Here is an 18,936-nt window from a genome sequence, read left to right on the forward strand (position 1 = left end):
GCTGGGCCAAATCGGCATTAATTTCGACACCAATCTGAGTGTGCGGCACGCCGCTTGTCGTTTCAGGACGGGGCGAGGTGCGCTCCGGCAAGGAGCGCTCTTGCGCGGACGCCATTGAGCACATCAATGCCACCGCCGTTACAGCAACCGCCAATGTTCTCAGGAACACATTCATCGCGTTGACCATCCGCCAAAATTTAAGAATAAGTGCTCCGCGCGGTATCGGCACCCTTGCACGCATCATTCAACCTTTAACGCTTCGATATTGATCAAGAGCTCTATCTCGTCGCTCACTGCTGGCGCAAACGCCCCAAGTCCGAATTCAGACCGCACGATGGTCGCCGTGGCCACCAGCCCCAAGGTCGAGGTGCCCTCCTTTGCACCGAACGGATATGGCGCTGACTTGTTGAGCGTTGTTTCCAGAACAACAGGCTTGGTGATGCCATTCATGGTCAGGTCGCCAGAAATATTCGCGGAATTGTCCCCGGTGACTTCTATGCTGGTTGAGGCGAATGTGACCACATCACCGTCACTCGCGCTGAAAAAGTCATCGGACATGAAGTGTTGAAGACGGGCATCCCAGCCCGTGATCATGGATTTTACAGGCATAGACACTGTGACGGATGAGGCAGACGGATCATCTTCGTTGAATTCGATCTCGCCGCTAAAACCTGAGAACATTCCAAACGTTTCTGAGAACCCGATGTGGTCGTAGCTGAACAGTACCTGACTGTGTCCAGGATCCAACTCATAAGTTCCACTCTCGGACAATGCGGCTGTCGCGCCCATCGATAAAAGTACCGCCAGCGGGGTTGCTGCCACTTTGAACATTGATACGCTCCCGTTTTGACAAGACGTGTTTGTGGGATTTAGGTTTTGACCGACCATACTTTTAGAACAAAATGTTCTACTATGCAACAAAATGTTCTATAGGAGGGGTGATTGAAAGAAGATCCCAGGCTGATCGCCACGCGACAGACGGCGCTTGATGCGGCACAAACGATACTGATGGATGAGGGCGTGCTGCACGTAACTCATGGCGCAGTTTCAAAGGCAACGAGCATTTCGCGCAGCACACTTTACAGGCATTGGCCAGATGCGCGTAGTCTGCGTGATGCAGCGTTCAGGCGCATCGCTACACCGCCGAACATACCGCCCAAAACCGATGGCCCGCTGCGATCTGACCTGCGCTGGTTACTCGGTGTACTGATGGGGGCCTTGAATGACACACCATGGGGCCAAATCGCGCCTCAGGTGGTCGCTGCTGCGTCCACCGACGAAGAAGCAAGGTTAGTGATAACAGAATTCATGAAAGACAGGTTCGCGAGTGTTGAAGCAGTATTTGCAGCCGCAATAGACCGCGATGAGATCACCGCCGACGTTCCGGTCGACCAACTCATAGAACTAGCAGTCGCGGCACCTTATTTCCGCAAGCTCATACGTCACGAGGCACTGGACGAAGAGTGGTTGGACAAACATGTCGATCTGCTTTGCAGTATCGCGAAAACCAATTCGGGACAGTGACCACAGCTTGACTTTGCAATCAAAGCGACCTGCAACTGGCGCGAGACCTCGACAGAACAGCAAGTTATGATCAATAGCCTGTCCAGCCAGTTCCTCATAGCTGCTTCTCCAAAAGGTCTCGGCAAACGTTCGCGATGATCGTTCGTAAAACTTTTCAAATTCCGCTTTCTGCGCATTCCTGTCGTTGGGGCATCGTGCAGCATCGGTCAATTTGGGCTCGCAGCGGACGTTCAGTAATTTCAGCCCGATTTCTGCCTTGCGGACATTTCTGCCGTTTGCTGCGGCGCAGAACTCCGGAACCAATTGAATGATTGCTCAGCAGGTGGAGTGGACGAACAGAACTATCTTTCGCTGTCTCGTCTGATAGCGCGGACCCTCATTGTCTATCTCAGGGCAAAAGCCTTCATCTACCACGGGATCGATATATAGCTTTCGGCAGACGCTCTATTTAGGAAAAAGGCCATTAGAAGAAAATACAACAATATTGGGGCAGCAAATATAGCCCTTCTTATCGTAGGTTTTAGGGAGCTATTCTTGTCCGGGCCAAATGTTTCGGCCTCGGCGTCGTTCAAAGGCGGGAATAGCTCCCTTTTGCTTTGCTTAACCATAGTCAACTCGTAAAAATAAACTATTTGCTATTTTCCAGACCTTACATTAACCGAGTGTTAACGCACCTATTATTTCCGATTTAGCAGTTTTTTTTGATCGCCGCTGGAAACACAAACTTGAAAACCACTGCTATTGTTAACAGTTTTATTTTCCCAAGTGATTCTTTTGGAAATAAAAGCCAAGTTGTTAATATTCCATTAAAGATAACAACTCCTGAAAGTCGAATAGCTGCCTCATTCTGGCCGTGTTTGAGCAACATTTTTAAGGATGGCATTCGTTCGCCACCGCTGACCAGTATTTCTCTAAACGAAAAGGATTTCTACCGTGTTGAACTTCCTTAAAGTGAGCGTCTCCGCAATCGTACTGTCTACATTTGTAGTCGCGCCAGTCGTGACCGTTCTCGCTTCCGATTACGCATACGCAAAAAATGGTAACGGAAAAGGTGGAGGTAACGGCGGCGGAAAAGGGGATAATGGAGGTGGCAACGGTGGCGGAAAGGGCGGCAACAACGGTGAAAAGGGTGCCAAAAGGGGATGGGGTTCCGACAAAACGCTGAACGGGGCAAATACGAAGTCTGCCAGCAAAAGTCGTAAGTCAAAGAGCGGCAGTCGTTTGGGTCGGGCTGTGAAGGAAGACTTTCAGGCCTTGGGCCGTAACCTGAAGCAAAACGGTGTCAAAGGTCTATTCAAAGGGAACAAGGCACGGACCACCACAACACGAACAAGCAAAGCGAGTGTCGCGCAATCCCCGAGACCACCAAGCAGAAAAGCAAAACTCCTTGATGATGGCACGCTTGCCCCGCGTAACCTCGGCAAACTGAATGGTGCCATTAACTCCAGTGTAAATGCAAAACTCGCGCATATCGCGAACGGACAGTATGCGAAAGGTACAGGGCCGGTGAGCCTGGCCGCTGGCCTTGCCGTAGCCGACGCAAATTTCAATCATGTCATGGGTGAAGATTACGACTTGAGCCCTGAAGAAGTGAAGGAAATTGCTGCGGCGTATGATTATTTGGACACGGCTCCAATGACGCTGGAGGAAGCTGAACAGGTTCTTGCCGATGAGGCGTCCACTCCCGGTACGATTGCGCCTGAAGATTTGGAAACCGCACAAGCGGTGAAAGATGCGCACGACGTAACAACAGATGAGGACGGAAATACGATAGCGCAACCGACGGACGATCAGTTGGCGGCTGCGGAGGCGGTGCATGACGCGGAGGCCAGTTTGTTGGGACATTACAAAGGCGATTTTTCTGAGGACAAAATCGTCGCGGAGGAACAGCAAGACCGCGTCCTCGGCGCGGTCCGTGCCTCCAATCCCGATGAAGAATCGGTAAAATCCACACTTGGCATTTCGGATGACGGAAGCGTTTATGCCGACGGCCAGGAGGACGATGATGTTGATGGAGAACCGGAGGAAGTTGATCAAACCCCGGGTGGAGAGGCGGAAGACGAATTTGCAAGTAACGGCTGAACGTAAAGTTAGAGGCCCGAAGGCAAAGATTTAGACGCTATTTCGACAGTACCGGTCTCCCGTTGGATTGAAACTGATCCACTAGTTGGATGGCACTATCACCTCTTTGGGGGTCACCAAAACAAACCTTACGCGGGACTAACATGTCTGCTTTGGGCTCATACCTCCGGTCGGGGCACGTCGCAGAGAATGGCGGCAGAGAACCCTAAGCCGCCGCTGACTACACTTTGGTCTTTTGCAAGTGCGGCAGGTTGCGAACCGCGCAAACCGGACATTCCCACGCGCTTCTCAGATGGCAGGGTAGCAGGACGAAGTTAGCTTTCGCTGCGGCTGCGCCAATGTCGGCATCGCGCAAGTTGCTCTCGGCTTAGATGCCAAGATTATTGGTGTTTTGCCGGTGGTCTCAGTAAGCAATTCTGATAGCCTAGTCTCAAAAATCGGGGCTTTCAGTTGCGCAGTCAGGACCTAAACCTTCTTGTCATTTTCGATGCTATTATGACCGAGGGGTCGATCACTCGGGCGGCCGAAAGATTGAACATCACTCAACCGGCAGTCTCGAATGCAGTTGGGCGGATGCGCGAGATCTGGAAGGATGATCTTTTCATCAAGGATGGAAGAAACATCGCGCCCACCCTGTTTGCCCAGAATCTCTGGGTGAAGGTAAAAGAACCATTGGAAGAGATTGACGAAGCCATCAATCCCAAAGGGTTCGATCCTTCCACGTCGCGCCGAACCTTTCGGATCGCGGCGACGGACCTGATGGTAGATTTGGTGTGGGCAGACCTTCGCCATCGCCTCGAACAAGACGCGCCGAATGTGTCCATCCAAACGGTGCCTTACACAATCTCAAACGGGGAAACGGTCCTCAATCGCGCATCCGTCGATATTCTCATTGGCGCAAACGACCTGATGCCTCCAATGAAAACAAGCGAATTATTGGTTGATCTTGAGTATGTCTGCGTGATGAATCCCGAACATGAACTTGCAACAGGTAATCTGACGCTGGAGCGCTTTGTTGCGGCGGATCATCTCTTGGTTTCTCTATCCGGTGATGTTCGCGGTTACACCGACATGGTGCTTGCCGAACATGGGCTGCAACGCCGTGTGGCAATGACAATAAACAATTTCGCAAGCGCCGCCAAAGTTCTGAGGGAAAGCACGCTTGTCTGTGTTTTGCCCTCTGTCACCGTGAGGCCTCTTATCGACTCCGGCACACTTTTGTCGCGCCCGCTTCCAATCCCGGTTCCGGGTCCTAAGCTAAGCTTGTTCTGGCACAAGCGCTCCGACCGGGAACCGGGCAATATTTGGCTTCGTGGACTTTTCAAGGAGTTGTTGCGGCCGGCATAGATTTGGCTAGTTTGGCCTCACTCGCATTCCACGATAAAAAGACCGACGATGCTTCGTACAGCGGGCGTCACAATCATGATGGCAGGCAAAGCAGCCAAAAAACCGACAATCCAGGCGCTCAGCCACGCCGAGATCAGGTTTGGGACGATGCCGATGTTGATCGTCGTGACGACCAACGACATCAGGCCAGACATCAAAAGTGCCATGAAGAAGTAGAAAACGTACTGCGTGTATTGTTTTGGAATGACGTGCATGTTGTGTGGTCTCCTTGGAGGCGGCCGGCGGATTGGTTGTTATTTTTCCAGCGTCCAGTCGGCCAGGATGTTTCGGGTCCTCCGGTCTGAAGGACCCGATTGAAGGAACGCGGCTTAGGTGCGGCCTTGGACGGTGAAAGTTTGGCCGCTCCGGGCACCCTCAACACTTTTGCGAAACGCCTTGGCAGCGACCGCTGCAGGTACAGGCTCGGAACCCGCAAAGGCAGAACCGAAGAGGTCGACGGATTCTTCCAAAATGGTTGGACTGACTGCATTGACGCGAATGCCGCGCGGCAATTCCAACGCCGCCGATGCTGCAAATCCCTCTAGCGCACTGCACACGGTGGTGGCAGCGGACCCATAGCGGATCGGGTCCCTGCTGATGATGCCAGCGGTCAGGGTAAAGGACCCACCATCGTTGATGTGCTTGGCTCCTTCCATCACCAGATTGACCTGTCCCATCAGCTTGTTGTTCAGGCCAAGCTGCCACTGTTCTTGTGTGATGTCTGCCAGAGGGCCAAAATGCACGGCCCCTGTCGCCGACACCAGCGCATCGAAAGCGCCAACTTTCTGATACATGGCCTTAATCGACCCGAAATCGGTGATATCGACTTGGACATCACCTTCCGAGAAGCCAACTTCCACGACCTCGTGGTCGTTCTTCAGGTCTGATGTTATTGCGCTGCCAAGTGTTCCGGTGGCTCCCACAACGATGACTTTCATGATCTGTCTCCATTTTTATTGCTACAAACAGAACTGGTTTGGCTGAGACAGATATGCCGAAATCAAAACATAAATAAAAATAATGTATAGGCATGTGATATATTCTAAAAAATGATGTTTAAGCAGTGATGTTTTTCTTAAGCGGTCGTTCGACCAAATCGCAGCATCCGTCACTATGGGCTCGAAGCGGTCAGTCGGCAAGTTTTCCTGAGCGTCTGCTGCGCGGACGAAGTTGCCGTTCGACAACCCAGCTCAAAACGCTCTAGGAACTCTTTCAAAGTTTGGCAGCGCGAGCACTTGGCGGCTGTCTTCCCAGATTATTTTACCCGGAGTTCTCGTTCTTATTTCGCGAATCTCACACCCCGCAAGAGTTAGAACGGCTGCCAGTTCGCGCGCCCGTACAACAACGCTACCAGCCTCACGACGGAAAAATTTGGCATCTTCCCGAAACCAAAACAGCGACCTTCTAACGTCGGGTGTGCGAACCTTTCCCTTGAGCCGAGGATAGGTTAACCCGCCACCGCCATCTGCGCTGAACCAGTAGAATGCTTCTTCATGTGCTCTCTGAATGCTCCCTTTCTGCTTAGAAAAATCAACATGGTCGCGGGCCGCAAACATACCGAGTTCTGCGTTGATATTGGGATGAGGTCTATTGCTGACAAAACGGACAAACATACTGGAAAGGTAGTTGTGATACTTCCGTAAGATCAAGCACATCTGCACGTAGCTTTGGGTTCCCTGCTGCCATTCTCTGCCGCTAGTATCTACCAACGGTAAGAGCCCAAAGCGGTCGCGCTTTCTTGATGGAACCCCTTTGCTCTAACTACCGGGCTGACATTGCTCTTTCTACAAGCTAGCTTCCAACAAGCGGGGAGAGAAACATGGAAAAGAGGCTTGCTGCGGTGCTGGCGGCTGATGTCGCCGGATACTCGGCGTTGATGGATCAGGATAGGGACGGAACACTCAAAGCGCTCAAGGCTTTCCGTGAGGATCATCTAATACCCGCTTTAGCAGCCCATGATGGGCGACTGGTCAAAAGCATGGGCGACGGATGGATTGTTGAGTTTCGCTCCGCATCAGCCGCGACAGAATGCGCGATTGCTGTTCAGATTGCTGACCGACCACAGGAAATCCAAATCCGCATCGGCATACATACCGGGGAAGTCGTTTCGGAAGGTGATGACATATTCGGTGACGGTATCAACATAGCTGCCCGTCTCGAGGCATTAGCGGAACCGGGGCAAATATTGATTTCAGACACCGCACATAACAGCCTAGACAGGAATGCCGCCGCCTCGTTCTCTGGCGGCCAGCAGGCCGAATTGAAGAACATTGCCCGCCCCGTTGGCGTGTGGCAGTGGCCTGTCGGTTCGGCGGCTACAAGTCCATCTGTCAAATCGGAGAAACCCGGTATTGCTGTGCTGCCGTTTGACAATATGTCTGGCGACACTGAACAAGAGTTTTTCGCCGATGGGATTACCGAGGACATCATAACTGAGTTGTCTCGGTTTCGTTGGCTGATGGTCGTGGCGCGAAACTCGTCTTTTACATTCAAAGGAAAGAGCACTGACATTCGCGAAGTCGGGCAGGTGCTCGGCGTGAGATATGTGCTTGAAGGGTCTGTAAGGCGCGCGGGTCAGCGTCTGCGGATAACAGGACAGTTAATTGATGCAGAGAATGGCAGCCATATTTGGGCCGATCGTTTCGATGGGATGCTGGACGATGTTTTTGACCTTCAAGATCAGGTCACACAGGAAGTTGTCACGGCAATCGAACCGTCCGTTCGCCATGCCGAGACGGTCCGCGCTCGGGCGAAACCGACAGAAAACCTCGACGCGTATGAACTTTATCTCCAGGCTCAGTCACATTTTCACCTGCTGACCGACGAAGACAACCGTGAGGCTATTCGCCTTACACGTCTGGCGTTGGAGCGCGATCCTGATTATTCGTCGGCAGCTGGATTGCTTGCGTGGCTGCATATCCAAAGGATGGTACAGGGACTTAAGCCGATTGATGAAGGGCCTAAAGCAGCCGTAACCGCAGCAGAACGTGTGTTGTTAAGTGACCGCGCGGATGGAATCGCGTTGGCTTACGCCGCACACTCAATCTCTATGCTTGCACAAGACTTGCCGCGAGCTCGCGCAGTTTTCAAACAAGCACTAGCCGAAAATCCAAATGCTGCGACCGTTCACATGCTCGCCGGCATCAATCTGAATTTTCTCGACAGACCCGAAGAAGCCCTCGAACACGCGACACACTCGATCAATCTCAGCCCGAAAGATCCGATGCGGCACGCAGCCTATGTAGGGCAAGCCTCCGCATTTTTCCAACTTGGCCGCTATGCTGAAGCTGTAGAGGCCAATCGAAACGCCTTGGCCATTAGGGCGAAATTCGTGATTACTCATCTCATGCTCATCGCATCCTTGGCTCAAAACGGAGACCTTGAGTCAGCAAGGGCTGCGGTATCTGAACTGAAGGAACTTCGTCCGGATCTCGACATTAAAGAACAAACGAAGCTCCCCATATTCAGCGTTCCCGAATGCTCGGAGCAATGGCGGGATGGATGGCTAAAAGCAGGCCTTCCAATCTGAGAAAGCAAAGTTAAGCAGGCGACCCAATCCGGCGGCTTCGTCCGCATAGCAGACCTTGGCTCCTTATTGTTGACTTCGAATGTCCGCTCCGAGCCCAAAGCTGCCGTTCCCGGTCTATTTGACTGCTGCGTTTGCATTCGTCGGGTTTGTCGACCATTGCAGACCTTCGAGGTTTAGTTGGCGAATTCACAGGACGCAAACAAAGTGTGAATTCGCCGCGCCCGCCCCAACGGCAGCAATCCGCACATTGCGTCTGCAGCGAAAAGCAGCACGGTTAGAAGTCTGCCAATCGCTGCAAGTGGTCGGCTGTTCCGAAAGTTCAATGACGACACGCAATGGTTATTCGACCAGACAGGTTAACCTTTCTTCCGCCTGCGCCGTCCTGCCAGAACACCCGATTCAAGGATGATGCTGGAGACAAGGTGTTCGCGCCGATAGGCCATAATATGCACGCCTGAGACGCCCACAATCTCGCGCAGTTGCTGGATCAGCTCGATGCATATTTTCTTGCCCTCATCCGAAGGGTTTTGCGCCACCTCCAACCGGTCGATGATGGCATCGGGGATGTGAATGCCCGGCACGTTGCTGCGCATCCACCGCGCCGCCTTGGCCGAGGCGAGAGGGCCGACCCCGGCGATGACAAACACGCGCTTGTCCATGCCGGCATCACGCACCCGCTCCATGAATGCCTCAAAGAGGGGAATGTCAAAAATATAGTTGGTCTGGATGAAATCGGCCCCGGCCTCGACCTTTTTGGTCAGGCGGTCCGCACGCCACTCATAAGGTGGGATGCACGGGTTTTCTGCCGCCCCGAGGAACAGCTGCGGTGGGCTGGACAGTTTTCGTCCCGACAGAAACACACCTTCGTCGCGCATTGTGCGCAGGGTGCGCAGCAGGTTGAGGCTATCAAAATCGAACACCGGTTTCGCGCCGGGCTGATCGCCCACGCCCACGCCATCGCCCGTCAAGCAAAGCACGTTACTGACACCCAGCGCGGCAGCCCCCAAAACATCGCCCTGAATGGCGATGCGGTTCCGGTCGCGGCAGGAAATCTGGTAAACCGGAGAATAGCCCGCGCGGGTCAGCAGAGCGCAAATGCCGATGGAGGACATATGGCAATTGGCCCCCGATGCGTCGGTGGCATTGATCGCATCCGCGACCTCTCCCAAGGGCTGGGCCGCATCAAAAACATCCGCCGCATTGGCGCTGTCGGGCGGGTTCAATTCAGCCGTCACGGCAAAGCGGCCCGAGCGCAAAACACGCTCAAGCCGACTGTGAGAGACATGACCCTCAGGCGGCTTGGCATAGGGCAGCAGGGTGTTTTCGATGGGTGAGGTATCGCTCATGTGCCGCGCCCCGAGGTCGTGGCCTTGGGTGGCTCGTCTGCCAGAGGAGCCGAGCTTGGTTCCTGCAATCGTGCCTCTGGAAAGGCGTCAGCAAGGGCCATGCGGGCCGCATCCCGTTTTTCGCGGTTCAGTGTCGCCATTTCGCGGCTTACGCGCAACCACGAGGAAGAGCCTTGCAGACTACGATCGACAGGTGGCAAAACCTCCCTGATCTTCGCGGCCCCGTCTTTCATGTGGCTGGCCCCGTCCCAGCCCAGCGCCCAAACGCACTTCATTTCAGGCTTCACCTCGCAATACCCTCCCTGCCGCACCCCGCCACAGGGGCCATTGCGCAGCTGTTTGGGGCAGTTCATCGGACAGGACATGCCGGTTGAGGACAACACGCATTGGCCGCACATTTTGCAATCGAAAAGAAGTGTCTTCACTCCCTTCTCGATAAGGGCAATCGGGCGCTCGACACGGTTGTAGCCAATTTTTGCGATAAGGGGGTCCAGCGCCACCATGACCTGCTCGACACGCTTGTAGATCCATTCAAATGTGCGTGCGTGGCGAGTGGCAAAAAGTCGGACACGGTACATAGATTAGTTCCTTGTGGAGGCTTGACCTTAGCACGGGTCGACGACTTTCTATACGTAATGTAGCGCTTACATATCACTGCCGCCCAATCCCACCCGACGTAAAGCACACTGACCCGGTAACTGACATTGGTTCCGAGTGCAGCATTCGTTACTAAGGGCTCGCTGCCGACTTTCTCTGCAGTGAGACTGAACAAGGATTTTGAGCCCTAAGCCGTCGTTGCAACGTCGCTTGGATGCCGCTCGTGCAGCCGGCCGCTAGGGCCCCTAAGCTGACATTCGATTGGTCTCGACGAAACCGCAACCAGAGTCGATTGATTGACTGCCAACAAATTGGAAGTAGGGTGGCCAAAAGTATGCAGGAGATCAGTTTGGCTTACCAAGACAGAGACGAACCGTTTGAGGATTTGGAACCAACCGAAGAAGGGGAGAGTTCCAATGTTACGGCTGCGGAGTTCGCATCACTTCTAATCTCGCCGACCGACTGGACCATCGAGACGCTGTACCGACAAATAGGCAGTCAAATTAATTTATCCCCCGAGTTTCAACGGCGTAATGTATGGTCCCCCAAGGCTAAAATTAGCTTTATCGAGTCTCTTTTTTTCGGAATTCCCATTCCACAGATTTTGCTTTCGGCCAGTGGTGGCAGCAGTAAGTCCTTTTTTGGTATTGGACGGCAAACAAAGACTGCTGACCATAAAAGAGTTCATAGATGGGAAATTTCCTAGTGGGCAAAAGTTCCGGCTAAAAAACCTACGAGTCCTGTCTGATCTTGAGGGTCAGACTTGGGAAGAAGTCGAACAAAACGACGATTGGCGATTTGAACTCCTCAACCAACTCAAAGAACAGCGGTAATACGAGGTTGGGAAGATGACAGAATACTCTACGAGATATTTCATCGCCTGAATTCAGGCTCCGTGAAGTTGTCTCCTATGGAGCTGCGGATGTCGCTGTACCCAGGGGATTTTCTGAAGTTCATCATTCAATGGACAGACCAAGTCGGTCCCTTGCATCAACTAATTTCTAAGAAAAGTCCTGACCCACGCATGAACGATGTCGAGCTAGCTGCTCGGTTTCTGGCTTTTTCTGATCCGGATCTGGTCTACGCCGGTGATCTAAAAAATTTCTCGATGAGTTATGCACTCGATACAACAGCTCGTTCGCCGATGACGAAAGCGAAGTTGAAGTAGTTAGCTCTCGTTTGTCTATAATGAACGATGCCATCGCCGCGGGAATTCAGATTTTCCCCGAAAAGAAATTTTGTCGAAAGTTCGTCGATGGTGAATATGAAAGCAGGTTCAATAGAGCGCTTTTTGATGTCCTTGTTGGAGTATTGGCAAATCAGGGGGTTCGCACGTGGGCGCTTGAAAACTCGTCGGATTTTGTTGCGGGATTCGAACAAGTCTCGGCGACCGATAACTTCAGAAGAGCTGTAGAGACTACAACCAAATCGGTTGCCTCAACGCGAACAAGATTTGATAGCTTCTATACCAAGGTTGCTGAAATGACAGGAATTCAACTGAAGCAGCCGGCGTTTGCGAATGAAATCCCCAACTGATCCTTACAAGGCGTTGAAAGCGTCTCTAAAGAATATTCAGAAGATTCTCGCGCGAGTTCCTGAAAGCAGAATGTGTATCTGCGCTGGACCACCTGAAAGTACAATCCTACGTGCTTCTAGCTCACGCAGCGTTCGAACAGTACATAGAGGAAATCGTTACACTAATTTCCCGTGAAGCGCATCAGCAGCTCAAAAAGAATGATCGAGTATGTCGGGCGATGCTCAGTCTTGTTGCGTCTGAGGCGATGCTGCAAGTTGACGACGATGTTGCTAGGCGAAAAATAAGAGCATCGGTTGCATCTAACCTTCATTGCTTTGCTTCAAGTGCGGTCTCAAATTTAACACTCGATGTTCAAGCGAACCACGGCGTCACAACGGCCGACCAACGAAAACTGCTTCTACAAATCGGAGTAGACCCCGAAGAGGTTGATCTAGCTGTATCTGCGGCGCTGCACGCTTTTGGATCAAAAAGAGGTTCTATCGCCCACAAAGTCAAAATGAAGACCTTGGAGACGAGGAGCTCTGTTTTGGCGGAAACAGAACATATTTTCATAGGTTTACTCACAATTGATAGAGCCTCTTGCTCTCAACTCCGCGAGGGAATGGATAAGTAACACGTGATACTAGTCGTTCTACAAAGACGGTTCGACACAAATGAGTGTAGCGAGTTTGCGGTAGTTGCGTGACGAAAATGGAGGCCTAGTTCATACCGCTGTACAACTGCGTCCACCGCTTACTTCGAATAACAGTGCTGGTTCGAGCGCTACACTTGCAAAGCTAGGTTTTTGCACGAAGCTGCCATTCGTGGTGATCGGTGTTCCACACGCGGCGAACGGCAGCTTGGTGGCCTACTTGCTTTAGCCAACTAATACAGGGAGGAAGTCCGATTCCGCCAATCTCGGATGTCTACGGAAGGTCTGCTGTGGGCTGACTTCTGTCCTCCTAACCAATTGTGCGGATGGCCGCAAAGTCCCGTAAGTTAGCTGTTGATCGACAACCGATCCAATTTTTACTTTGGATGGCTTTGAACGAACATAGGCTCAACTTAGTATTTTTCTTTGTTGTTAATCGATTTTCTCAGAACCGTAATTGTTCGACAAAGGTCAAATCCTACTCCCGCAACCAACGATAATTGCGAAACCGCCTCAGCCATGTCGGCTTGGGCGGTTTTTGCTTTTTTGTCAGACGCTAAGGCGAGGATGCCGGCAAGATCTCCATGCAGATCAATGTCATATCCATCTTCAGAAGGTGTCAGCAGCACTTTGTCGATCAGAGCGCGCAGCGCCTCAGCAGCTTCGCTGCGTACGCCGGGCTCATTGAGGGCGTTGGCAAGATCGCTGACTTTGGAGTGATAGAGCCTCGACATGTTGGGGTGCAGCACAGGTTGAGCCCAAAGACGACATAGATACAGATTTTGAGAGCTGCGTTCTTCGCTCAGGGCGAAAACCTGACTTTCGCAGCAATCGCAAAAACTCGCGTTGACTTTGACTGGTTTTGGGTTCCGAGTGAAATTAGAAACAGCTTACAGGACTATGGGAAGCTCAAGCGTAATGCTAGCTCCTCTTTCGACTCGGTTGATTTCGACAATTCCTCCGTGGCGCTGCGCCACTGCAGAGACGATTGATAACCCCAATCCGCTGCCCTCGGAATACTCCAACTGAGAAAACCGATTGAATGCGACTTCGCTTTGGTCTGGCGAAAGGCCAGCTCCGTCATCCGCCACGGTTAGGTTGAGGAATTTATTATCACACCGCAGCACAACTGAGATTTGGCTCAACTCTGGGCCACCGTGTTTGACTGCGTTGTCCAGCAGGTTCTTTAAAGCCTCAATCAGAAAGACCCGATCGCCGGATACTGTGACTGCCGTCTCAGGCATCGTGACATCAAACTCGATACCTTTTGCGAGGATGTGAACTCCCATCTCAGCGCAGGCCTCTTCCACGACCGAACGAAAGTCAATTTTATCCATTTGGTCTTGGTGCGTCGGCTGCCTGAGCCTCTCAAGTGACAACAGCTGTTCGGCAACTGTTGCTGAGTTTTTTGCCGCCGCAACAAGTTCTGAGATACGTTTTTCCCGGTCGTCATACGTTTTCGCATCCTGCAGCGCTTCGGCCATTGACTGCACGGCCGCCGCTGGATTCCGCAGTTGATGTGCAGCTTCGGATATAAACACTTGATGGGCGTTGATACTTTTTTCCACCTGCCCAAACAGCCGGTTCAGGGTTCTGACAACTCCTTGAACTTCGGCTGGAACAGGGCGCTTGATCTCACTGAGGTCATCCGGTGAACGCAGGTCAATTGCGTCCTGCAAATCCAACAAGGGCCTAAGGCCGCGCGCGACGCCGAACCACACCACTATGGCGAGGGTGGCCAGCAGAATTCCCATTAGAATTCCTGCGCGGATTGACAATTCATTCGCGAAAGCGTTGCGATCCGCCATACGTTGCCAGACTGTAACCGTCGCATCTCCGATTAGATTTTCTATGGTCACGCGTTCCGTCATCTTAAGAACGCGCACTGGTTCTTGGCGGTAGAGCGCTTCGAAAAATTGCGGTTTGTACGCCTCTTCAGCAGACGGGTTGGTGGCGGCCGGGGGGTAGGCATAGCCTGTCACATAGATGCCGCCGGGGCCCGTTACGTGGTAAAAAATCTCTCCGCCTGATGCGTCACGGATCATGCTGCGTGTCGTTGGTGACAGCGCATCACCTCCCGAAATCGCAACATCTCGCGATATTGCGAGACCTGCAGATAACAGGCTGTCGTCGAACAATTCCTGAGCCGTATTCTGCGCAATCATAAAGCGCCAAAGACCAAGCAGAGCGGCAATTAACACCAAGGGGGTTAGGATAAGAATGAAAAGTCTTAACCTGAGCGAGCCGTGATTGATCACTTCTGCACCTCAAGCAGATACCCCAGACCACGGGCTGTCTTTATTCTAATACCCAGATCTTGAAGACGTTTTCTCAGCCGCGACACATGAGGCTCGACGGCGGAGGCCTCGACTTCGGCACCCACGCCGTAGACGTAATCCGTTAGTTGGCTTTTGGGAACAATTCTGCCCCTGCGTTCCAGCAGACACTCAAGTACCGCGATTTCCCGCCGCGGAATATCCATAACCTCGCCCTGTACACTTACCTGACGGGCAGCGCGGTCGAATTCCAGGGCGCCGATGCTCTCTTTTGCTCCGTAGTCGAGTTCCTTGCGTCGAGAAAGCGCCCGGATACGTGCTTCCAACTCGTCCATTTCGAATGGCTTAACCAGATAGTCATCAGCGCCCATATCCAACCCCGAAACCCGGTCGCTTGTTTCGGCACGTGCCGTAAGCAAGATCACCGGTACGCCGTCACCACGATTGCGAAGAGATTTCAGGATCTCCAGTCCCGACTGTCCAGGCAAATTGATGTCCAGAACAACTAAGTCTGCGCCCTCTTGCGCAAGATACAAGTCAGCTTCATAGCCATCCAAAAGCACTTCTGCTGCATGACCTCGGTCACGTAAGCGATAGGCAATAGCTTTGGCGAGGGTCTCGTTGTCTTCGACGATGACGATCCGCATCGGGTCTCCTGCAAGTTTCGCGCAAGGTTGGCACTCCATGATTGCCAGATGGGAGGGGGAATCAACCCCACAGTTCTATTTGCGATCACGGTAGCGCCGAGGGCGTTGACGTGGTTGTCTGGTCAACAGGGAGGAACCAATGACCATTTCCAACTTCACCCGTCGCGCCGTCGTGGGGCTGATCGCCGCCGCCGGTATCGCCGCACCTGCCGCAGCCGAGGTTGATTTCTCGGGTAAGACTGTGGAATGGGTCATCCCGTTCTCGGAAACCGGCGGGTCTGCCAAATGGGCCAACTTCTTTGCGCCGCTTCTGTCCGAAGCGCTGCCGGGTCAACCGACCGTAGTGGTGAAATTCATGCCGGGCGCTGGTTCGACCAAGGGCGCGAACTGGTTCCAGGAGCAGAGCCATGACGACGGTACGCTGCTGTTTGGCACCTCCGGTTCAACTCAATTCCCATATCTGCTTAGTGATCCGCGGGTGCGCTATGAATACAATGACTGGATTCCTGTCATGGCATCAGGAACCGGTGGCGTTGCTTACCTGAACGCAGAGGATGGCGCGAAGTTTGATGGCTCGGCGAATGCTCTGAAGGACACCAACTTCATCTACGGTTCGCAGGGTGCGACGCGTCTTGACCTTGTCCCGCTGTTGGCCTGGCAAATGCTTGGCATGAATGTCGAGCCGGTCTTCGGCATCAAGGGACGCGGAGACGGTCGTCTGATGTTCGAACGTGGCGAAGCCAATATCGATTATCAGACCTCGTCCGGCTACTTGGGTGGTTCGGCCCCGTTGGTTGAATCCGGTCAGGCTGTTCCGATGATGACCTGGGGTGCTCTGGATGCAGACGGCAACATCGTTCGCGACCCGACTTTCCCGGATATCCCGACTTTCAAAGAAGTGTGCGAAGCCACCGATGGCTGTGAAACCAGCGGTGAGGCATGGGATGCGTGGAAAGCGTTCTTTGTAGCCGGGTTCCCGGTTCAGAAGCTGGCTTTCCTGCCGGGTGATACACCTCAGGAAGTGGTCGACGCATACACAGCAGCGTTCCAGGCTGTGACGGAGCGCGGCGACTTTGCCGACATCTCCTCGAAGCGCGTGGGCAAATACCCAGTGTTCGTAGGTGACGGCTCTAAAGCGGCATTGCAAACCGCGACAAACGTCGACGACAACGCAAAAGCCTACGTTCTGAACTGGCTCAAAGAAGCCTATGGTGTCGAGCTGAACTAAGCCCAAACACCACCGCGCGTGCCCCAATGTCGGGCGCGCGCTTTTCCAAACACAAGACAATTTATGAAAGGCGGCCGCTATGGAGGTTTTCGCCACAGCTGTTCCTGCGCTTAGTGACGCGTGGGGTCTGATCCTGCAACCTATCGTTCTGGGATATCTTGTTCTCGGTGTCGTCATGGGACTGGCCGTAGGTGTTTTCCCTGGGCTTGGCGGTATTGCTGGTCTGTCCCTATTGCTGCCTTTCATGTTCGGTATGGACCCGATCCTTGGATTGGCGTTGATGATCGGGATGGTCGCCGTTGTGCCGACCTCTGACACCTTCGCGTCAGTTCTTATGGGCATCCCAGGTAGCTCTGCCTCGCAGGCTACGGTGTTGGATGGTTTCCCGATGGCGAAGAAAGGCGAAGCCGCGCGGGCCTTGTCAGCGGCCTTTGCTTCATCGCTGTTTGGCGGCTTGGTCGGCGCAACTTTTCTGACCATGTTCATTTTGGTCGCGCGGCCCATCGTTCTGGCATTCGGTCTGCCCGAGATGCTGATGATCACCATTCTTGGTTTGTCGATGGTCGCCATTCTCGCCGGACGTATCCCGCTAAAAGGCGTTGCCGCTGCTGGGCTGGGCCTGATGGTTGGCACGATCGGCGAGGCGGATGCAGGCGGCTCACTTCGTATGGCCACTTATGACATTCCTTACCTGACCGACGGTCTGAAATTGGTCATCGTTGGCTTGGGTATCTTTGCGGTGCCGGAAATCGTCTCGCTGCTGCGTCAAGACCGATCCATTGCCAAGGGCGCTTTGCTAGGAGCTGGTTGGTTTGATGGGGTCAAAGACTGGGCTGCGAACATCTGGTTGTCGGTCCGCTGTTCGATCATTGGCGTGGTTGTCGGTGTCATTCCTGGTCTTGGTGGCTCCGTTGTTGACTGGATCGCTTATGGCCATTCGGTTCAATCGACCAAAGACAAAAGCAACTTCGGCAAAGGCGAAGTGCGTGGCGTCATCGGGCCGGAAAGCTCGAACAATGCCAAGGAGGGCGGGGGGCTCGTCCCAACGCTGCTGTTTGGTATCCCCGGATCGGGTTCGATGGCGATCTTTATCGGCGCCGTCGCACTGTTGGGATCCGGCGATATCGAGGTCGGTCCTAGCATGCTCAAGGATAATCTCGACATCACCTATTCAATTGTCTGGCTGCTGGCTCTCGCCAACGTGGTGGGCACCATCTTATGTATCGCGGCCTCGGGTGGGATAGCCAAGCTTACGACAATCCGTTTCACCTATCTGGCGCCGTTTCTGTTCATGCTGATCAGCTTCGCGGCATTCCAGTCCGGTCAGAACTTCGAAGACCTGCTGGCCCTGTTCGTCATCGGCCTGATTGGTATTTTCCTGCGCCGTTTCGACTGGTCGCGCCCGGCCTTTCTGATTGGGTTCGTGCTGTCGAACCCGGTTGAGAAGTTCACCAACCAGGCGTTCCAGATTGCCTCTTTCCGCTTCCGCAAGAGCTTTGGCGAAGGCATGGAGTATGTCTTCAGCCCGATCGTTATCATACTGATCGTGGTCACCGTGGTTTCGGTCATTCTGGGCATTCGTCAAGCCAAGATGATCATGGCCGAAGGTGAGGTCAAATCCGGCAGCAAGCGCGCGCCGCTGATCTTCCTGTTGGTGATCATGGCCTATCTGATCGTGGCTTTGGTCAATGCCAACATGATCCCTGACTACAACATGACCGACAAGATCATCCCGCTGGTGATCGGCAGCGTGTCGCTGTTCTGCTGCGTCATTCTGTTGATCCAGATGATGCGGCGACCCGAGGGGGATGCAATCTTTGCCGACAAGGAAATTGCCGGCGAGGATGCAAGCGCGCCACATGGACTTTGGTCAACGCTCGCGTGGTTCGCAAGTCTGATCGCGGCCACCTGGGTTGTGGGGTTCATCCTCGCCCTGATCGGGTTCCTGATCGCATTCTTCCGCATTCGCGCCGGGTCCAGCTGGCAGATGACGCTGCTCCTGACGGCCTGCGGCATCGGTTTCATGTGCTTCATGGCTGGTGCCCTGAACCGGGATTTCCCGCCGGGTCTGCTGCAAGACATGGTGAACCTGCCATGGCCACTCAAGTAGGCGCTCCACGGATGCCCGGCCTGCCAATCTGGCGGGTCGGGCA

20 protein-coding genes are annotated in these 18,936 nt (G+C 53.4%); 11 read left to right on the forward strand and 9 right to left on the reverse strand.

What is annotated here, in order from left to right; translation table 11 throughout:
- Positions 1-240 precede the first annotated feature (240 nt).
- Positions 241-831, reverse strand: a complete 591-nt coding sequence (locus AC2FGC_RS22245) for a YceI family protein (protein ID WP_496727540.1) — start codon at positions 829-831, stop codon at positions 241-243.
- Between the two features lie 111 nt (positions 832-942).
- Between AC2FGC_RS22245 and AC2FGC_RS22250 the strand changes: the two genes are divergently transcribed.
- The 4 genes from AC2FGC_RS22250 (at position 943) to AC2FGC_RS22265 (ending at position 4,953) form a co-directional block, all read left to right on the forward strand.
- Positions 943-1,524: a TetR-like C-terminal domain-containing protein gene (locus AC2FGC_RS22250; protein ID WP_496727539.1), complete on the forward strand. Its 582-nt coding sequence runs from the start codon at positions 943-945 to the stop codon at positions 1,522-1,524.
- A gap of 725 nt (positions 1,525-2,249) precedes the next feature.
- Positions 2,250-2,474, forward strand: coding sequence for a hypothetical protein (locus tag AC2FGC_RS22255; protein ID WP_496727538.1), 225 nt, complete (start codon positions 2,250-2,252; stop codon positions 2,472-2,474).
- Positions 2,458-3,606: a hypothetical protein gene (locus AC2FGC_RS22260; protein ID WP_496783493.1), complete on the forward strand. Its 1,149-nt coding sequence runs from the start codon at positions 2,458-2,460 to the stop codon at positions 3,604-3,606. The genes AC2FGC_RS22255 and AC2FGC_RS22260 overlap by 17 nt, the downstream gene beginning before the upstream one ends.
- Before the next feature lie 450 nt (positions 3,607-4,056).
- Entirely contained in the window at positions 4,057-4,953 is an 897-nt protein-coding gene (locus tag AC2FGC_RS22265; protein ID WP_496727536.1) for a LysR family transcriptional regulator, read from the forward strand.
- Positions 4,954-4,970: 17 nt separating this feature from the next.
- Here AC2FGC_RS22265 and AC2FGC_RS22270 read toward each other — a convergent pair whose 3' ends face one another.
- From AC2FGC_RS22270 to AC2FGC_RS22280, 3 genes are all read right to left on the reverse strand, one after another.
- Positions 4,971-5,207 carry a DUF2798 domain-containing protein gene (locus AC2FGC_RS22270; RefSeq protein ID WP_496727535.1) on the reverse strand — a complete coding sequence of 79 codons (237 nt, stop codon included), beginning with the start codon at positions 5,205-5,207 and terminating at the stop codon, positions 4,971-4,973.
- A gap of 114 nt (positions 5,208-5,321) precedes the next feature.
- Positions 5,322-5,930 carry a short chain dehydrogenase gene (locus AC2FGC_RS22275; protein WP_496727534.1) on the reverse strand — a complete coding sequence of 203 codons (609 nt, stop codon included), beginning with the start codon at positions 5,928-5,930 and terminating at the stop codon, positions 5,322-5,324.
- 252 nt (positions 5,931-6,182) lie between these two features.
- Positions 6,183-6,701: a hypothetical protein gene (locus AC2FGC_RS22280; protein WP_496783495.1), complete on the reverse strand. Its 519-nt coding sequence runs from the start codon at positions 6,699-6,701 to the stop codon at positions 6,183-6,185.
- Between the two features lie 110 nt (positions 6,702-6,811).
- On the opposite strand from AC2FGC_RS22280, the gene AC2FGC_RS22285 reads away from it, so the two are divergent.
- The gene (locus tag AC2FGC_RS22285; RefSeq protein ID WP_496727385.1) at positions 6,812-8,521 is read left to right on the forward strand and encodes an adenylate/guanylate cyclase domain-containing protein; all 1,710 of its coding nucleotides are present in this window, start codon (positions 6,812-6,814) and stop codon (positions 8,519-8,521) included.
- Between the two features lie 356 nt (positions 8,522-8,877).
- On the opposite strand, the gene AC2FGC_RS22290 is transcribed toward AC2FGC_RS22285, so the two are convergent.
- Both AC2FGC_RS22290 and AC2FGC_RS22295 read right to left on the reverse strand, forming a co-directional pair.
- Positions 8,878-9,867, reverse strand: a complete 990-nt coding sequence (locus AC2FGC_RS22290; protein ID WP_496727384.1) for a methylenetetrahydrofolate reductase — start codon at positions 9,865-9,867, stop codon at positions 8,878-8,880.
- A complete protein-coding gene (locus AC2FGC_RS22295; RefSeq protein WP_496727383.1) occupies positions 9,864-10,445 on the reverse strand; it encodes a methylenetetrahydrofolate reductase C-terminal domain-containing protein in 582 nt (193 codons plus the stop codon). Before AC2FGC_RS22295 ends, AC2FGC_RS22290 begins: the two co-directional genes overlap by 4 nt.
- A gap of 368 nt (positions 10,446-10,813) precedes the next feature.
- Between AC2FGC_RS22295 and AC2FGC_RS22300 the strand changes: the two genes are divergently transcribed.
- From AC2FGC_RS22300 to AC2FGC_RS22315, 4 genes are all read left to right on the forward strand, one after another.
- Entirely contained in the window at positions 10,814-11,170 is a 357-nt protein-coding gene (locus AC2FGC_RS22300; protein ID WP_496783497.1) for a DUF262 domain-containing protein, read from the forward strand.
- Between the two features lie 216 nt (positions 11,171-11,386).
- Entirely contained in the window at positions 11,387-11,632 is a 246-nt protein-coding gene (locus AC2FGC_RS22305; RefSeq protein ID WP_496727381.1) for a hypothetical protein, read from the forward strand.
- A 20-nt stretch (positions 11,633-11,652) separates the two neighbouring features.
- Entirely contained in the window at positions 11,653-12,000 is a 348-nt protein-coding gene (locus AC2FGC_RS22310; protein WP_496727380.1) for a hypothetical protein, read from the forward strand.
- 110 nt (positions 12,001-12,110) lie between these two features.
- On the forward strand, positions 12,111-12,614 hold the full coding sequence (locus AC2FGC_RS22315; RefSeq protein WP_496727379.1) for a HEPN domain-containing protein: 504 nt from the start codon (positions 12,111-12,113) through the stop codon (positions 12,612-12,614).
- Positions 12,615-13,045: 431 nt separating this feature from the next.
- Here the strand turns inward: AC2FGC_RS22315 and AC2FGC_RS22320 are convergent, their stop codons facing one another.
- From AC2FGC_RS22320 to AC2FGC_RS22330, 3 genes are all read right to left on the reverse strand, one after another.
- Positions 13,046-13,381, reverse strand: coding sequence for a hypothetical protein (locus AC2FGC_RS22320; protein ID WP_496783500.1), 336 nt, complete (start codon positions 13,379-13,381; stop codon positions 13,046-13,048).
- A 141-nt stretch (positions 13,382-13,522) separates the two neighbouring features.
- Positions 13,523-14,890: a sensor histidine kinase gene (locus AC2FGC_RS22325; RefSeq protein WP_496783504.1), complete on the reverse strand. Its 1,368-nt coding sequence runs from the start codon at positions 14,888-14,890 to the stop codon at positions 13,523-13,525.
- Complete coding sequence (locus tag AC2FGC_RS22330) at positions 14,887-15,555, reverse strand: response regulator transcription factor (RefSeq protein WP_496727377.1); 669 nt, start codon at positions 15,553-15,555, stop codon at positions 14,887-14,889. Before AC2FGC_RS22330 ends, AC2FGC_RS22325 begins: the two co-directional genes overlap by 4 nt.
- Positions 15,556-15,694: 139 nt before the next feature.
- Here AC2FGC_RS22330 and AC2FGC_RS22335 point away from each other — a divergent pair, with 139 nt between their 5' ends.
- The gene (locus AC2FGC_RS22335; protein ID WP_496727376.1) at positions 15,695-16,783 is read left to right on the forward strand and encodes a tricarboxylate transporter; all 1,089 of its coding nucleotides are present in this window, start codon (positions 15,695-15,697) and stop codon (positions 16,781-16,783) included.
- Between the two features lie 79 nt (positions 16,784-16,862).
- The gene (locus tag AC2FGC_RS22340; RefSeq protein ID WP_496727375.1) at positions 16,863-18,893 is read left to right on the forward strand and encodes a tripartite tricarboxylate transporter permease; all 2,031 of its coding nucleotides are present in this window, start codon (positions 16,863-16,865) and stop codon (positions 18,891-18,893) included.
- Positions 18,894-18,936: the final 43 nt, after the last annotated feature.

The organism is Ruegeria sp. CDSC054 (genome assembly GCF_059610645.1).

Excerpts from the sequence above, each read along its gene's own strand:
- AC2FGC_RS22270 (WP_496727535.1), bottom strand. The coding sequence starts at position 5,207 with ATGCACGTCATTCCAAAACAATACACGCAGTACGTTTTCTACTTCTTC.
- AC2FGC_RS22245 (WP_496727540.1), bottom strand. The coding sequence starts at position 831 with ATGTTCAAAGTGGCAGCAACCCCGCTGGCGGTACTTTTATCGATGGGC.
- AC2FGC_RS22330 (WP_496727377.1), bottom strand. The coding sequence starts at position 15,555 with ATGCGGATCGTCATCGTCGAAGACAACGAGACCCTCGCCAAAGCTATT.
- AC2FGC_RS22310 (WP_496727380.1), top strand. The coding sequence starts at position 11,653 with ATGAACGATGCCATCGCCGCGGGAATTCAGATTTTCCCCGAAAAGAAA.
- AC2FGC_RS22340 (WP_496727375.1), top strand. The coding sequence starts at position 16,863 with ATGGAGGTTTTCGCCACAGCTGTTCCTGCGCTTAGTGACGCGTGGGGT.
- AC2FGC_RS22335 (WP_496727376.1), top strand. The coding sequence starts at position 15,695 with ATGACCATTTCCAACTTCACCCGTCGCGCCGTCGTGGGGCTGATCGCC.
- AC2FGC_RS22275 (WP_496727534.1), bottom strand. The coding sequence starts at position 5,930 with ATGAAAGTCATCGTTGTGGGAGCCACCGGAACACTTGGCAGCGCAATA.
- AC2FGC_RS22305 (WP_496727381.1), top strand. The coding sequence starts at position 11,387 with ATGTCGCTGTACCCAGGGGATTTTCTGAAGTTCATCATTCAATGGACA.
- AC2FGC_RS22285 (WP_496727385.1), top strand. The coding sequence starts at position 6,812 with ATGGAAAAGAGGCTTGCTGCGGTGCTGGCGGCTGATGTCGCCGGATAC.
- AC2FGC_RS22290 (WP_496727384.1), bottom strand. The coding sequence starts at position 9,867 with ATGAGCGATACCTCACCCATCGAAAACACCCTGCTGCCCTATGCCAAG.
- AC2FGC_RS22295 (WP_496727383.1), bottom strand. The coding sequence starts at position 10,445 with ATGTACCGTGTCCGACTTTTTGCCACTCGCCACGCACGCACATTTGAA.